General features: G+C 61.9%; 11 protein-coding genes and 1 riboswitch. Of the genes, 7 read left to right on the top strand and 4 right to left on the bottom strand.

The window, feature by feature from the left end:
* Positions 1-194: 194 nt before the first annotated feature.
* The 3 genes from AC5Y49_RS15845 to AC5Y49_RS15855 all read right to left on the bottom strand — a co-directional run bounded on the left by AC5Y49_RS15845 (position 195) and on the right by AC5Y49_RS15855 (position 3,018).
* Positions 195-425: a hypothetical protein gene (locus AC5Y49_RS15845; protein ID WP_499888574.1), complete on the bottom strand. Its 231-nt coding sequence runs from the start codon at positions 423-425 to the stop codon at positions 195-197.
* Positions 426-495: 70 nt separating this feature from the next.
* Positions 496-1,803, bottom strand: coding sequence for an ATP-binding protein (locus tag AC5Y49_RS15850; protein ID WP_499888577.1), 1,308 nt, complete (start codon positions 1,801-1,803; stop codon positions 496-498).
* Between the two features lie 261 nt (positions 1,804-2,064).
* A complete protein-coding gene (locus AC5Y49_RS15855) occupies positions 2,065-3,018 on the bottom strand; it encodes a Helicase associated domain protein (protein ID WP_499888584.1) in 954 nt (317 codons plus the stop codon).
* A 169-nt stretch (positions 3,019-3,187) separates the two neighbouring features.
* Positions 3,188-3,299: riboswitch (SAM riboswitch) on the top strand.
* A 32-nt stretch (positions 3,300-3,331) separates the two neighbouring features.
* Between AC5Y49_RS15855 and AC5Y49_RS15860 the strand changes: the two genes are divergently transcribed.
* The 7 genes from AC5Y49_RS15860 (at position 3,332) to AC5Y49_RS15890 (ending at position 12,702) form a co-directional block, all read left to right on the top strand.
* Entirely contained in the window at positions 3,332-4,021 is a 690-nt protein-coding gene (locus AC5Y49_RS15860; protein WP_499888588.1) for an ankyrin repeat domain-containing protein, read from the top strand.
* A 126-nt stretch (positions 4,022-4,147) separates the two neighbouring features.
* Entirely contained in the window at positions 4,148-5,611 is a 1,464-nt protein-coding gene (locus tag AC5Y49_RS15865; RefSeq protein ID WP_499888592.1) for an ADP-ribosylglycohydrolase family protein, read from the top strand.
* 148 nt (positions 5,612-5,759) lie between these two features.
* Positions 5,760-5,972 (top strand): hypothetical protein, encoded by a 213-nt coding sequence (locus AC5Y49_RS15870; RefSeq protein WP_499888595.1) that lies wholly within the window; start codon positions 5,760-5,762, stop codon positions 5,970-5,972.
* 562 nt (positions 5,973-6,534) lie between these two features.
* Complete coding sequence (locus AC5Y49_RS15875) at positions 6,535-6,966, top strand: very short patch repair endonuclease (protein ID WP_499888597.1); 432 nt, start codon at positions 6,535-6,537, stop codon at positions 6,964-6,966.
* Positions 6,967-7,008: 42 nt separating this feature from the next.
* Positions 7,009-8,304 (top strand): DNA cytosine methyltransferase, encoded by a 1,296-nt coding sequence (locus AC5Y49_RS15880; protein ID WP_499888599.1) that lies wholly within the window; start codon positions 7,009-7,011, stop codon positions 8,302-8,304.
* 41 nt (positions 8,305-8,345) lie between these two features.
* A complete protein-coding gene (locus tag AC5Y49_RS15885) occupies positions 8,346-10,337 on the top strand; it encodes a DNA methyltransferase (RefSeq protein WP_499888601.1) in 1,992 nt (663 codons plus the stop codon).
* Positions 10,338-10,362: 25 nt separating this feature from the next.
* Positions 10,363-12,702: a DEAD/DEAH box helicase gene (locus AC5Y49_RS15890; RefSeq protein WP_499888603.1), complete on the top strand. Its 2,340-nt coding sequence runs from the start codon at positions 10,363-10,365 to the stop codon at positions 12,700-12,702.
* A gap of 355 nt (positions 12,703-13,057) precedes the next feature.
* Here AC5Y49_RS15890 and AC5Y49_RS15895 read toward each other — a convergent pair whose 3' ends face one another.
* Entirely contained in the window at positions 13,058-16,519 is a 3,462-nt protein-coding gene (locus AC5Y49_RS15895) for a TM0106 family RecB-like putative nuclease (RefSeq protein ID WP_499888605.1), read from the bottom strand.
* Between the last annotated feature and the right edge of the window lie 75 nt (positions 16,520-16,594).

Raw genomic sequence — 16,594 nt, forward strand, 5'->3', positions numbered from 1 at the left:
CCGCAGCAAGATCACCCTCGGCGCGAATTGTTCGGCCAGTGCACGGATCTCCTTGAGCCCGCGTGTATTTCGGCGTCACCGGCTCCTGGGCAGTCGCGCCTCGGCGTAACGCCGCCACCTATTAGGGCCTCGGGACAGTCGATATGCGGCCTCGCCGCTGAGGGGAGCGGGTCGTCGAGCGGACGATCCCGTCTTCATTCGCTTTCGGGGTGCCAGACGATGGGCGACCAGATGTGGTCGGAATAGTGGGAGCGCCCGCCTTCGGCCGATCGGTTGCGCACCTTCCACGGAAACCACATTTGGGTGCGGGCGCCAATGATGAGCGAACCCCACAGGGTGTTGATGTGGATGCGGGGAACGCCGTATGCCCGGCATACAGGATCGCGGCTCAGCCATCCACATCCGTGGATGCTAGTCATCTTCATCTGGTCGCGGGTTAGCCGCCGCCTCGGCACTCGTTACTTCGGAGCCTTACAAGTGTGTGGAGCACCTTGGTTACAGGTAGTTACCTTGTGGAAGTTTGGGTTTGAAGCGCCCGGATTGCACCGTGGCGATCAAACCAGCTTCGGTGATCGCACCGTCGGCAAGAACGGTGCGGCGCACGATCTCGCGGATGTCCGCCCCACTGATCTCGCTACCGAAGCGGGCAGCCACTGCCCAAGCGTCGACGTTCTCGCCGCCGGGAACGCCTCGCAGGTAAGCGGACAGGATCTTGGCAGCGGCATCGCGGTCCGGGTAGCCGACCTCGATGATCGAGTCGAACCGTGCGGTACGGATGGAAGCGGCATCCAGCGCGGTGAGGTCGTTGGTGGACGCCAAGGTCAGAATCGGCGCGGACGGGTCGGTATCCATCACGGCCAGGAACTCCGACAACGCGCGGGTGTCAAAGCTGTTGCGGCGATCACCGGCAATCAAGTCGAGATCCTCCAACACGATCAAGGTCGGTCCGAGCGAGTGAGCTTCCTTGTACACCCCGGACAAGGCGGACTTCCCGGCGCGGGCGTCGACGACGATCACGGTAAACGCGCCGAGCATTTCTCGCGCGATCACCTGGGAAATCACGGTCTTGCCAACACCGGGCGGACCGGCCAGCAGCACCCCGCGACGCACACCCAACCCCAGTTGGGTCATTAACTCGCGGTGAGTGGTCACTGCAGCGACATTCAGATCGATCTCCGACCACACCGAGTCGGGCACAATAACATTCGAACGTGTCAGAGCGGGAAGCTCCGTAACTTCAAGGACCAGTCCATTGTGTTCGGTCGCGGAGAGTGCGTTGCCGCGGAACAAGTTCTTGGCGCCCTCCGCGTCGGCCATGATCGCCTCGAGCGCTGCAACGCCGTCCGCTCGGTCTGCAGGCGAGGTGTAGACCTGCAATCGAGGCTCGTCCCTGAATCCTGCTTGCTCGCTGAGTCGCACCACCAGCGGTGCAGGGGCGAGCTTGCCGGCGGCGAAGTAGGCCGACAAGGCCGAGGGTGGTGCTAGGTGTTGCTCACCGATCTTCACGTGTCCCCAGGTGGGAGGTTCGTCGTCATCACCCGGACCGATCTGAGGATCGAAGCGGTCGATCAGCGCCGCGACGGCTAAGCCCACGGTCACGTGCCCGATCGAGGAGAGCTTGCGTGAGTCGCAGACCAAATCCGACCCGGACCGGCCGAGAGTTGCGTGCAAAAACCCATCCAGCGTCGTGCGCGACGTTACCGACCCCGCGAGAATCTGCCCCACGAGTTCGACGGCACGACGAACATCGGGGTGCTCGCTAGCCAACGCGATCGCCGCCGACGACATTTCCACCTCGGACATGACTAGGAGTCTGCCTCCATGCACCGACAGAAGCTGACAGCTAACCGAAACTCCGGAGGCGCCAGCGTAGTCGCATGGTTGTTGACCCCCGGCGGGGGTACCCGAGAGCTCGCATATCCCCCGAGCGGGGTCACCCAAAGCTGCATATCCCCCGACCGGGGTAGCCGAAAGCTCGCATATCCCCCGACGGGGGTAACCCAAAGTTGCATACCCCCGGCGGGGGAACTTCGGAAATTCGCTTCGCCTCAGCTAACTAGGGCGTCACTCCCCGCCCTGTGTCGTCGCTTTCGCTTGGGACCACCCGGCTCGCGAACCCCACGTCCAGCCCGCCAACTCCTCAAGCTTCCGTGAGCGATCGGCATCGAGCATCCCCCGCGCGAAGCGCTTGCGTTGCTCCGCGACCCATTCGCCGAGTCGGCCGCCGTCGTTGGTGGTGTACGACCGCGGGACACGCGCGTCACCATTGCGACGCACGTAGTCACGGAGTTGACGGAAGCGTTTCTCCCACTGTTCGGCACGGACACGAGACTCGACACGTTTCCATCCCGGATGTGCCTCGCTCGTCGTCGACGCGCCCTTGCGCTCAGGGCTGCCTGCGCTGAAATCGCCCTCGTACCATTGCTCGTACGCCGGTTGAAGCTCCTCTGCTCTGACCAAAATTCCTTCGCAGACTGCCCGCAGTAGTTGGCGCTTCAGTTTCTCATCGGTTCGATTTGACATGACGGCGAAGTTCACGGGGCCCAGCTCTTCAGACCAGGAGTCATCACTTGAGACGCGTTGATGGAACCACTCGACCACTTCGCGGAATCTGTCCTCAAGGCGGCCGTCGCCCAGGCTGCCTGGATTTCGTCGTACGAAGTCGATGACTGGGTCGACCGACTGGGCCATCTTCACCAGTGCCGCTCGGCTTTCATCCATCAACCGCTCGACGTCGCTCATGTAAAAGTCCAAGTCCGCGCGCTGCACAAGGTTGTTCAGCCCGAATTCCAGCACTTGCGCGATAGCAAGCGCCTCGCCGAGTCGCGGCTCCCGCTGCCCGGATTCGATCCGGGTGATCGCGGACGTGTCGAGCACAACGTCGGCTTCGTTCTTCAGACGGTCAGACAGTTGCTGCTGCGTCAGCCCCGCACGGAGTCGCGCTGACTTCGCCCGCTCAGCGAAGGTGCCGCTGACCTCATCGTTCGACGCTCGCGCTCGCTCGCCGGGCATCTGCATACCCGCAGCCTACGCTGCTTGGCTGCAGACCCCCACTGTTGGATGTGCTACTGTGTGCTTACAGAAGTTACTGCGACAGCGCAGTATCGGCTCGGCAACTAGTGGAAGGGAGCGGCGGGAAGAGCGCATGCACCAAACATTGTCGGTACATCGCTTTACACTGACCTTGCTTCACGAGACGCCGTTGCCAAGCTCCGACTAGACGGCGCGCCAACCCCACGCTCGTGGGTGGCTCGGATGACGAAGCGGCCGACATCGACCGATGCCGGCAAGAGCGCCTCCTGCGGGGAGGCCCGAAACACGGGAGGTCCCCATGACGTCCTACAACGAGATCATCGATGGTGCCCGTCCATGGCAGGGCGTCTTGGACACCTCGGTTATGGCCGACGATTTGGCCCGCGCCGGGCACCAACTCGCCGACGCCGCGAAAGCCGGCAACTGGCCGGCCGCGTTGAAAGTGCTGGACCGCAAGTGGAAGTGGCTGGTCATCAATCAGTGGCGGCCAGGCGGCACGGCGTGGTTCACCGTCCTACACCAGGCCGCCTGGCACGGGGCACCGACCGACGTTATCGCAGAACTACTTGACCGAGGCTCGCTGCGGTCCCTTCCGGATTCAAAGGGGCGTACCGCGTTCGACGTGGCAGTCGCGCACAACCACACCCCCGCACTGCGGGAGTTGTTGCGCCCGCCGCGCAGCCCACTGACGCGGCAGCAGATTCGAGCGCTCGACGCGCGGCTTGCCGAGCTCATCGACGGACGCATCCACGGACGCCTTTACGACGGCGACTTGCGCACCGTGTTGCGATACCCGCCGGTTGAGATCTTGCACGAACTGCCAGGGCAGCGGGTGTGGTTTCCGCTGCCGGGCAAGTACGGGTTCCACATCGAGCTGCAACGCGGAGCGCTTGAGGTCAAGAGCTGGTGCGGCCTCGTCGGAGGCTCCGGCCAAGCCCACCTAATCACCACCGAAGGCTCGGTGCTGGTCGACCAAGGGTTCGTCTGACCAGGCTGACCGCTTGCGCGGTTCTGCAGCCGCACCATTTCGACCGGCACACACAAACACGTCACACCCGTACTGCAATCTTCAACCAGTTCTGCTATGCGCGTTTGCGCATTAAGGAGGCTAACAATGAACATGACTGCTGCACAACGTGATCGGGCTTGCGGTGCACTGCTGGGCACTGCCGCCGGGGATGCCCTTGGCGCTGGCTACGAATTCGGGCCGCCACTCGCTCCGGATGTCCCAGTCGACATGATCGGTGGCGGACTGGGGCCTTTCAAGCCCGGCGAGTGGACCGACGACACGTCGATGGCCATCGCGACCGCCGAGATCGCGGCGACGGGCGCCGACCTGCGTGTCGACAAGGCCCAGGACTACATCGTGGAGCGCTGGCACTGGTGGGCGAAAACCGCCAAAGACATTGGTGCGCAGACAAGCTCGGTCCTTTCCGCCGCTGGCCGGCGCGGAATCTCAGCACGAACCGCGCGCGCAGAATCCGCGGCCCTGCACAAACGCACCGGCCACACCGCCGGCAACGGCTCGCTGATGCGTACCGCGCCGGTGGCCCTCGCCTACCTCGACGACGAGATGGCGCTAGTCGAGGCGGCCCGTGCGATCAGCGAACTGACGCACTACGACCCCGACGCCGGTGACGCCTGCGTACTGTGGTGCACCGCAATCCGCCACCCCATCCTCACCGGACAGCTTGACGCGCGAATCGGCCTGCCCCACATCGGCAACGACCGCCGCGACCAGTGGGCGTCCCGCCTGGACGAAGCCGAGACGTCCAAGCCGTCAGCTTTCACCGCCAACAACGGCTGGGTGGTGGCTGCCCTCCAGGCCGCATGGTCGGCGATCGTGAGCACGCCTATCCCGGCGGATGATCCCGCCTCGGAGGTTTTTCGTGCCGATCATCTGCGGCTCGCGCTGGAAGCGGCGGTACGCGGCGGCCACGACACTGACACCGTGGCGGCCATCGCTGGCGGCTTGCTGGGTGCCGCATACGGCGCATCCGCGGTGCCCTCCCGCTGGCGGTTGAAGTTGCAGGGCTGGCCGGGCCTGACTACACGTGGCCTGATCCAGCTTGCCAGCCAGATCATCCGTAAAGGCCGGCCCGACACTTTCGACTACACCTACGGCGGGTTTCCCGAGGGCCGCAAAATCGTGCGGCATCCGTACGACGAGAAGGTGTGGATCGGGGGAATTGCCGCTCTTGGAAACTTGCCCTCGGAAGTGGACGCGATCGTGTCGCTGTGCCGGGTCAATGACTTGCATTTGCCCGACGGCGTGCAACAACTTGATGTTCGCCTCATAGACGACCAGGGTGAGAACGATCATCTTGAGTTCGTGCTGCTCGACACGGTACGTGCGATAGAGCAGCTGCGAGATGAAGGCCGGACGGTGTTCGTCCATTGCGTCCAGGCATACAGCCGCACCCCCGCGGTCGCCGCCCTCTACGGGGCACGCAGACAGGGCGTCGACATCGATCAGGCGGTGCATGATGTGGCCGCGGTGCTGCCGGGCGCCAACCCAAACCCAGGATTCCGCGCGGCGCTGCGGCGACTGTGCCCGTTAACTGGCGGTGACTCGTGACCGGTTCTGTTGTACGAGGCGCCCAACTGCGTACGGCAGACATCGTGCGTACCTGGCCATCGTGGGCGGTCCGAACGGGCGGGGCAACCGGCGCCGGTAGGCGCCAATGCGCTTCAAATTTCGCCGGCCTGACGCGAAGGGTTGACACATGACCGAGATCGGCAAAGGTGAGAATCTGAAGCCTTCAACGCAATTCAGCATGGACAATCCGCGGGACGCGTATTGGAACGCGCTGTTTCCGCCGCGCATGGTGACCCCTTGGATCGACTCTAAACGCAGGTCGTCGGGCTACAACGTCGCGCGCTGGCTGTGGGACCAACGCGAGTACTTTCGTCGCGCATACGATCTAATGACCATGTGAAGTCAGGAGGCTTACCACGCGGGTGTTTACCGCCTGCCGCTTAGGTTGGTACCTGTGCGCGCGGTTAATGGCTCAGATCGTGTCGGTGTGCTTTGAAGATGTTGCCTTAAAGTCCGCACACACCGGTCTGCACACCTTGAGCAAGTCGGGCGTTTCAACACCGACGATGTAGTAAATTGACGCGCTGCGGTCGGTTCCCGGTAACACTCGCTCCCGGCGGTCTGGTCCTCGGCTTGTGTCTTCAAACTTCCTAAACGTTGCACTGTTCAAGCTCAGCGATGCCGATGCGAGACGACAGCTTGGTCCTGCCAAGCAAACTGTCGAGCGCAGACACGCGGACCTGTAGTTATTGTCAGACGCCGACCTGATCGAACTCCTCGAGAAACACAATGTTGGACGCGTAGTCGAGACGACGCCGAACGAATTCCTCGATATAACCGGGCACAGCCGATGCCTATGGCTATCACTAGCCTGGACGTCGGCCAGGCCATGGGAAGAGACAAGGACGGCTCAGACGCGATACGGTGGCGATCATTGATTCGCGATCGCGTAGGACTCGCCGATGCTCGACCGAAGGCCGCCGCCAACATATCCGTCCACAAGTGCCGTGATGAGGGCCAACCCATCTAGGAACACCCGGCCCGAACTTCACGTGCGGCGGCTTCTCCGGGAGGCGCGCTTTCCCGGATACCGGCTCCACTGGAAGAAAGTCCCGGGTAATCCCGACATCGCATACCCAGGCCGACGCATCGCTATCTTTGTAAATGGATGCTATTGGCACCGATGCCCTCGCTGCTACCGCGACCTGCCGAAATCCAATCCTGAGTTTTGGTCGCGCAAATTCAAGGAGAATCAGGACCGCGACCGTCGCAACGTCACGGCTTTGCGCAGTATGGGATGGCAGGTTTTCGTCGTGTGGGAGTGCCAATTGAGGCGGAAGCCGGGTCAGGCACTTGAGCAAATTTTGGCGTCGCTAGCCGACGACACGCGCTAGCGATGCGCTTGAGGGTTTTACAAGGTTTGCTACGGTTTGGCCATGGCTGCGCCAACCACTGCAGGCAGAGACCTGGTAACGATTGGTCAGGCAGCTGAGATTCTCAACGTGACTGAGCAGACACTCCGCAACTGGGACCGCGCTGGAAAGCTCGTCGCGCGACGTCACCCCATCAACGGCTACCGGCTCTATCACATCGTCGACCTGCGCAAACTACTTCGCAGCCTGGGCGCCGAACCGAAGTCGCAGGATCGGGCACAACTGGCGATGGACTTCGATGGAGGGAACGGAGCGACTGAGCCGGGGCGTCATACAGCCATGGATGCAGATCTCAGGTCGTTACCTCCCTGCCACTGGAGCGCGTCGGTCGCATTGGATCCTAAGCACCGCCCGCAAGACTGGAGTAAGCCCGCGTCGACGGTTCGCCGGGACTGGCGGAAATATCCACAGGAAGCACACGTGCTCGGTCCACGCGGCGAACGGTATAGGCGTTTCAGCGTGGAAGAAATTGCCCTTCTCCAAGGATTCGATCCGGCAATTGTGCGCGGTACTGGGCTAACCGACCGCCAACTCATCGCGGGACTCGGGGATGCGGTACCGCCCCCGCTAGCCAAGGCGCTTTTTCGCGGAATCGCTGAGACCAGGGGACCGGAAAACAGGACCGTGGTTGAGATCTGCGCCGGTACCGGAGGACTTGCCGAAGGGGCTGCGGCGATCGGCCTCAAGCATGCCGCATTGATCGAAAAGTCAAGGGACTGTGCGCCCCTGCTTGCGAAGCATAGGCCGTGGTCTTCGTCCGCCATCACGATCGATGACGTTCGCTCCCACGATTTCAGTTCCTACGGTGAGATCGGAATGCTATCCGGCGGACCGCCCTGCCAGCCCTGGTCTGCCTCAGGCCATCGCCGAGGCGAGACGGACGAACGGGACCTCCTGGGGCATCTTCCCGATCTCGTAGGGCGATTGTCGCCGGAAGTGTTCCTCTTCGAGAACGTTCCCGGACTGCTATCGGAGTCGAACGCGAAGTACCTGAATGACCTGGTGCGGCGGTTACGGAGACCTCTCCCAGGACTGCGCTACGGCGTCCTGGTCGGCCTGTTCAATGCCGCGGATTTCGGCGTGCCGCAGATTCGGCGTCGAGTCTTCATACTTGGATTCCGGGATGCTCCTTCCTCAATGGCGTCAAAGTGCTTCGACCTCGTCGAGACCATGCGTACCAACCGCAACCCGAAGGCACCATTCGATGGACGCCAACCATGGGTCGCTGTCGGCGACCTTCTCTCACAAAGGCCTGACCCGGGTGGCTGGAGACGGTGGATTGGCGTGACGGGTCACTAGGGTTTCATAGCGTTTCCGTTCACGGAGGGAGGACAGCCCGCATGGGAGTCGATGATGTGCCGACTCAAATCGAACTTGTGTGGCCAGGCAAGCACGAATCGACGCGACCAATCCAACGCAAGGACGGCGTGTGGGAGCTGACCGCCGCTGAGCCCACAAAGCGTCGATATCCGATCGTCGATCTCAAGACGGTCGGTCAAACTGAGGGCTACAAGTCGAATCTGCTTGTCGCCGGCGATCGAATCGACGCCCTCGCGGCTCTTGACCGTCAATACGGGCGCCAAGTTCGGTTGGTTTACATGGACCCACCCCGTATTGAGGTGGATGACGCAACGGCGGCATTCCAAGGAGACTCCGCCGCTCGGTACTCGTCCTGGCTATCGACCTTCCGTGCCCACGTTCGTGCGATCGCGCCTCTGCTGCGCCGAGACGGCTTCGTCGCAATACAGGTAGCCGATGCGGAAGCGCCCTATGCCCGACTCGTGGCTGACGAGATCCTCGCACGGGATAACCATGTAGCGACGATTGTCTGGCAGCGCAGTTACGCGCCGAGAAATCAGAAGGGCATGAAGGAGTTCACCTCAACTCACGAATGCATCCTCGTCTACGCCTTCGACAAGGCCTTTGTCGACGCCGTGGGTCTCAGACAGACGCCCGAAGACTACACAAACCCCGACGACGACCCTAGGCTTGCATGGCGTGCCCAGCACAAGGGAGCTCGAACAAGGCGAGAGACAACGGATTTCGATACCTACGTAGCGCCGTATCGCTGGCGCCTCGTGGAAGGGAACCTGCCGCCCGGGTTGTGGCGGGTGTCCCCATTGACTGGCGTGATATGGGGAACGCCCGAGACGATCGGCAACTTCCCAATCGTAGTAGAGGTCGAAGATAGCGAAGGCAACGTCGCACAGGCAGATCTCGAAATCAAAGTCGTCGAAATCGGGGAATCTGTTGTGCCGTCAGAGATCCCATGGCTCTTCTCCCCAATGAAACCCGACGGAAAGTTGCGCATCGTCACCGCGGACGTCGCACCGCTGATTGTCGGCAAGCCATCGTCGACCCTTCTGCTGGCCGACGGGGGTAGTCCTTATATCGACACGCCCAAGAGACCTGGCGAAGGCCGGTATTGGGAGTTCCCCGACTACACGCTTCTAAAGGCATACCTGGAGGACAAGGTCGATCTCGGTGTCAAGGGCAACGCCATTCCCCGCATCAAATCGTACGAGAGCGAGCTTGGTGGCGCCGTTGAGGTGCATAATCAGGTCACGTGGTGGCCCGGCCGAGATAAGGATAAAGTCGCGTTCGCTGGCTATACCCAAGACGCCACCAAGCACCTGAAGAAACTCGTCGAATTGGGATTCATCTCCAAATACACGACCACCGCAAAGCCTGAGCCCCTTCTCGAAAGGTTGCTTTCGGTTTTTACCGAACCCGGCGACGTAGTGCTGGAGTGCTTCGTGTCGACCGCGGATATGGCAGCGGTATGCATGAAGCGGGACCGACGCTTCGTTCATGTCCGCGGCACGTCCGACCGAGAAGAAGAGCTACTGGAAGGATGTGTACTTCCGCGCCTGCAAACCGTCATCGACGGGAGGGATTTCGGCCTCGAAGAGACGGATACAGCAACTAAGCTCCGCAAGGACCTTTATGTACCTTACGAGGGAGGCGGGGGTTTCCGCGTGGGCCGAGTCGGAGAGTGGTTGCTCTCGCAGTGTAAGAACGAAGACATTCCGACGATTAATCTCGAGTCTTACAGTGAATCAGTCGAATTCGTTCAAGCCCTAGTGACCGCCGAGGGATACCTGCCACTCAATGGCGAGCCAGGACTCGGCATCTCAGCCGACGGCGCGCGGCGCTGCGTGGTGATTCCACCCGATACATATCTGACATCAGATCTTAGCTGTGACATCGTGTCACAGTCGAGTGGCACGCGAATTACGGTGTACTACTTCATGTCTACCGAAGATTTCGATCCGCAAGTCGCGCCACCCGACGTATCTTACCGACGGGTTCCAATGGACCTGGTGGTCTAAGTTGTCCCGACTGCGCACCTATCGGGTGGACGACGCGGCAGAGACCGTACGCCGCTTGGCCCACCTGCGTAAGCCGCAAAAGGACTCCTTCGACAAGATCCATGACCTCATCCGAGGGTTGGACGATGACATCTGCCGTATGGAACCGATGCGACTCTACGAACAGATCGGTGATGCCGGCTACCGCATCGATTCGCTGCCACCGCAGCTCGTGTTTAATCTGGCGACCGGTGTGGGCAAAACGCGGCTGATGGGTGCGCTCATCGCATACCTATATCTTTCCGGTCAGTCGAGGAATTTCCTAGTTCTCGCTCCACGCACCGCGATCCTTGAGAAATTGGAACGCGAGTCAAGTCAACAACATCCAAAATACCTACTGATCGATCCCGACCTCGTCAGTGAGCCCAACCTCTGCATCCGCGCGAACCTCGACAGCTTTAAGCCCGAACAGCAGGGACTCAATATCTTTATTTTGTCGCCGCAAAGCATCAGCGGCGATGACAAGCGATTCTCTAGGGCGGGCGAGTTCCGCGGCGAAAGCATTGGCGAGTACCTCACGAAGGCAGATGACCTGATCGTGTTCGTCGATGAGTCGCATCACCTCGGCGATCCGAGCAAGGAGCTCGCATCCTGGACCCAAGCTGTGCGCGATTTGAATCCACGAATCTACTTCGGCCTCACGGCAACTCCTCGTACTCCTGCGCCGGGCGTATCTATCGTCCACTCCTACGACCTCGCCGCATGCCTGCGCGAGGAGCGTTATACCAAAGCCGTGAAATTATTGGTCGCGCCCAAGGACGACCACCTGACCGAGGAGCAATGGGATCACTACACGCTCGATTTTGCGCTCGAGCGTCTGGAGCGGAAGAGATTGGCTATCGATGCTGTCAGGCAGGACGATCCAACCTTCCCCGCGATCGAGCCGGTCGCGCTGATCTGCGCCACCGACACGAAGCACGCCGACGACATCGGGATGTGGCTCAAGCAGAAACGCGGCCTCTCCGACGAACAAGTCCTCGTCACTCATTCTGAGCGTAAGCTCACCGAAAAGGAAATTCGGCGACTAGTCGCAATCGACAGTCCGGGAAACCTCATCCGGGTCGTGATAAATGTCTTCCGACTCACCGAGGGATGGGATGTTACGAACGTCTATGTGATTGCGCCCCTTCGGAAGATGGCAACGTTTCAGGGAGCGCTGCAGACGATCGGGCGGGGCCTCCGCTTGCCAGCGGGAAATCGCATCGGCGACCCAGACCTGGACACACTGGATGTGTTGTGCTGTGGAAAGGAATCCCTCCAAGCGATACTCGATCAGGCCACAAAGGAGTTCGGGGATTCCGAGACAGCCGGCACATCGCCGATCCAGATAAACGACAAGTCGGGCACCGAGGCAGACGAGCCACCGATTGCGACGGTGCCCTATATCATCGAAGCTGTCAAAGAAGTCGTCTTAGCGATGCCCAAGGTCCACCTCGTCCCGGTTGCAGTGCCTTTGGAGTTCGAACTGGATACCGGCGGGTCCCTCGGCCAAAGTTCCGTTACGGCTGTCGACCTTAAGGATCTCGAAACCGCGGGGTTGACAGAGGGTTTCAGGTTCGTTCTGAACGATCTTGTCCGTATCTCCGCCGCCCACACTATCGCGGAGTTGCGGAGCCTAAATGCGTTCAAAGATACTCGGAAGGTCGAGGAACTCATTAGAAAGTTCCTGGTCTCCCACGGCGCGAGCGCGACGGAACCCTTGCCAATCGATCCGGTTCGCCTCGCGAAGTACATTGCCGACGAGATCGAGCGTCGTCGCCGCGCCATGGAGGTCACTCTCAAGAGTGTCGAAGGACCGACGATAGAAGTCCCGCTCGCCAGTTGCCAAACGCGCGTATCAGAGGACTTCACGACACCGCTAGTGAGCGGGTCGTTCGATTGGGCGAAATCCTCCGTTCGCGTACCCATTGCGGGGTGGAAAAAGTGCGTACATGCCGCAGCGCGGTTCGATTCGGAAGGTGAGTACCTGGCTGCGAGGATCCTCGACCAGTCGAAATCGATTGACTGGTGGTGCCGGAACGATCCGGCAAGGATCAGGATCCCAACTCCAATCGACTGGTTCGAACCTGACTTCCTCTACCGAACGGTTGACGGGGTGAGCGGAGTGCTGGAGATCAAAGGCGACATCTTTTGGTCACCGACGGGCTCCCCCGCGCAACTCAAATCGCGAGCAGCGAAGAGTTGGGTCGAAGCAATGAATCGTGTCGAAGGTCAGCGCTGGTCCTACGCCTTAGTTCTCGACGACGACGTCAGAGAGAAAGGGAACCTGGAACAGCTACTCGAGGTCGCTGCAGATTTCATATTGCCAGGCGGCACGTCCGGCTGATTCGCCCGTCGAATCGACCGGGGCCGTCGGGTCTGGCTATCACGCGAAACCACCGCGCGATATGCGGCCTGGACGACACCTGGGCCCTCGCACCGCGGCTCCGGTTTGGTAGGTCGCGGTTTCGTGTGGAGTCGCCCCCGGTGGTCAGTGTCGGCGTGGGCTTGGTAACCGGCAACACATCGTTCGTGGCTGGTGGGAGCGGTGTTTCATGAGCTGGCTACCGGATGTGGCGGTGGTGCGGTAGTCGCCGGGCAGAAACATGACAATAGCTCAGTGGACGACAACGTCGCGGAACGCTCAGCAGCGCCGCACGCCGCTCGACACGTGATCAGTTTTCAGACGACGCCGATAGGATTCACTCCGCCATCTCGCGGAAGCGGCATATCGCATTTGCCAGCACGATCTGACGCGGCGTGCGGCAGAACACCCGAACCAGCTCCGGGCTCGAGACGAGGATGGCGAGGCACCGTGCCCGCGACGTCGCAACATTAAGTCGCCGCAGGTCGTAGAGAAACTCCATGCCCCTCGGTGCGTCCTCCGCCGTCGACGACGCCATCGAGTAGATGACCACCGGTGCCTCTTGCCCTTGGAACTTGTCGACCGTGCCGACCGGCACACCGGCGATCCCGCGACCCTCCAGCGCCGCTTCGATCTCGCGGACCTGGGCATTGAAGGGCGTGACGATCAAAACCCCGCCGACGCCGATCACCGCGACCTCACCGTCGGCGTTGCGCCACTGCTTGGTGTGCAGCTCAGCGACCATCTCGGCCACCACTTGGGCCTCCTCCGGCGCGCAGTTGTCGTTGCCCTGGTGGACGACGTCGACGACGCGAAGACCGGTGCCGCTTAATGACCCGTCGCCCAGGACGGTCTGGTTGCGCAGCTCCTTCAGCGGCTTAAGGAGATTCTCGTAGAACATCTCGGAGGTGAACGCACACACGTCCGGATGCATCCGCCTGGTGTGTTCGATGAACAGTCCCCGGCCTTCGGGCATCGTGGCCTTGTCGTCGAGCACCCGCTCGAGCGCGGACACCCCGGTGGCGGGAGGGTGGGCCGCGGCGCTCGGTTGGCCGAGTTGCTGTGGGTCCCCAAGCAGGATCAGGTTGGGCGCGGCGTGCGCCGCGGCCAACACATTGGCCAGCGACATCTGACTTGCCTCGTCGACCATCAGCACATCGACGCTGTCGCGGAAGCCTTCTTGCGTCCACAGCCACGTTGTTCCACCGATGACCTTGGCGTCTCCAGAATCGATCGCGGTGCGCAGTTTCGACGCATCTTTGTACAGGGTGGCGTGACTGCTGGCGAAGACCGCTTCCTGGTCCGGCTTCTGCGCGATCAGCAGCGTCCCGCCGAGTTCGTTCTGTTCGTGAATCTCGTTGAGCAGATGGCGAATTACCGCGTGTGAGTTCGCGGTGATGCCCACCCGCCGCCCCGCCCCAACCAGATCGCTGACCTGCTTGGCCGCCGTGTAGGTCTTTCCGCTTCCCGGCGGCCCCTGAATCGGAAGGTGAGTGTCCTTGAGGGCCAAAGCGAGACGCCGGCCAGCCTCGACGGCGTCCTCGTCAGGCAGTCGCATGCTGGCGCCGGGGCCGCTGCCCAGTTGGGGCGGTCGTTGAAGCAGTAGGTCGAATTCCGCCCCTCGTGCCCAATCGGTTTCGCCCAGCGCGGCGACCTTCGCGGCCAGATCGCGAAGCCGCGCCCGATGGTTGTCCGTCGGGATCGGGCCGGTCTCCACCAGAACGACGGGATGGGGGTTCGCATTCTTCTTGCCTCGTCGGAGATCTAGAGTGCCTGCTGCATCGTCGATTTGGCAGATGGTCCATTGCTTGTCGGCCCGCGGGTCGCAGGCCAGGTCGCCCTTCCTGAAGGGGTGTTCCTGAGCCGGGAAGCGGTACCGCACGATGTCGGACTGTTTGACTTGCCCGATGATTCCTTCGAGCTGCAAGCCCGCGATGGCGTCGGGCTCACCCAGCAGTTCCTCGTCGGTCAGGCCGCAGAGGTGGAAGAACCGCCACCACCCGGGCTTGGCATCCCGGCGGTGCCACTCCAGTAGGTCGGCCAGCAACGCCCGTGCTTTCTGCTCGTCAGTCCGACCCTGCTCCGGCACCCCTGCAAGCAGAGCGCTACGCAGGGCCTCGACCTCGGTGTCAACAGCAACTTCTTTTTGCTCGGGCGGTACCGGACGTGGAATCTCCTCAGTGAGGGCTGCCGCCAGATCTGCCCGGCGTTCCTCCAGCCAGTCGCGCAGCGCAAGCGTTGAGCGGCAATCGTCTTCGTTGTAACGCTCGATGAGGGTCTGAGCATCGCGATCGTCTCCGGCCGCATGCTCGTCGAGCGCGAGGTCGAATCCGACCATGATTTCATTGACGTCGTGGAGTTCGACCTGCCGTTCGAACCCGTAGAGCGGCTCCAAGCGTTTGATAGAGTAACTCTCGACCGACGCCCGGATACCTTGCCGGACAACGCGGTACAGGTCGACGAACACCCGACCGCGGAGCAGGTCGTCGACTTCTGCTTCCCGTGTCGCGAACCGCCCCATCAGCCGCCCGATGACGTCTTCGCGAGTGTCGTGCAGCTCGGCGAGGTGATCGAGAGCCGTCGGCTCATAGTGGTTGTAGTGGTAGACGTGCAGATCTGGGTGGCGGCGCCGGCGTTCGACGATGAAGTCGACGATCTGCTCGAACGCACGTTTCTCGTTGGACCTGTCGAAGGACCAAAACCCGTGGTAGCGAGGCTGACCGTCGGTGTCGGCCGTGTCGACGATCCCGAACAGGTACTGCAGGCCGTATTCCTTGCCGTCCTCCGAGTAGTAGCGCGCGCCCTCGATGTCGAAAAACAGATCGCCGCGAGACGGAACAGGCAGCGCGGTCAAGCCCCGGTTCGCGGCCAGCGCGCCGTCGCCGTCGCGCTCGGGCTCGGCAAACTCCCACAGCAGCCAGTTCGCATCCTCACCCGCCACTTGCAGCCGCGCTTGGGCATGGGCCTTGGTCATGCTGTGTCGATTTACCCGATCAAATATCGGAACCTCCTCGAGGGCGGCGAAGCCACGCCGGGTCTCGATTCCGTTCTCTCTCAGCACCTTCCGTTGCCGCGCCGTGATGCCCGCGATTAGCGAGAGGTCGTCGTCGTCGCGCCGTTGTTGTTGGCACACCAGGCGCCAGCGGCAGATGGCACAGTGCTCGACGGGCTCGGGGTAGGTGTCTTCCGGTGGGTAGTGTGCGTCGCCGGCGGTGAAGTCGGCGAGGAGCCGTCGCACTTGGTGTGCGTAGGCCGCGTAGTCGGCCACTCGGAGGCGAAGCAGGTCCTGGGTTCCGAGCGCCAAATGCATGAACTCGGGCAGGTGCCCGTGCACCTCGCCCACCAGCTCGGAATAGAACGCGGTCTGCAGGACGGCGCGGGCCTTCGCCGATCGAGCGAGCTTGGCGTCGATGACCTCATAGCCGGAGCCGGTTGAGCCGAGCAGATCTGCGCGGACCAGGAAGTCGGGCAGGCCGAGACGATCGTCGACCAGCAAGGTTCCTTGATAGATGACGTCGACTCCGCGGCGCATCGCCGCGACCGTCGCAGCGGATCCGCGCTCGCGGTCACCCTCACTGGTCCAATCGATTGTCCATCCTTTAGCTCGGAAGCTTTCGAGAACTTGCCGCTCGTGTTCGAGCCCCCGCTGTTCGAGGACCTCAGCGCCGAGGTCGTCAAGTTTCGGCGCACTGACCAATCCATGGGCGACAGCCCGCGTGAGCCGGGTCAGATGCCGGCAGGCACTAAAGTTCGCCACGTCGCTCGCGGCGATCCGCAGTCGGCCATCGACGATTTTCACGACAACCCCTCGTGACCGCGAGGACAGACCCAACCCACCGAGAAACTGGTAGGAGCACGGCGCCGCGAATCCGAA

This window comes from Mycobacterium sp. NGS62, from assembly GCF_059812285.1.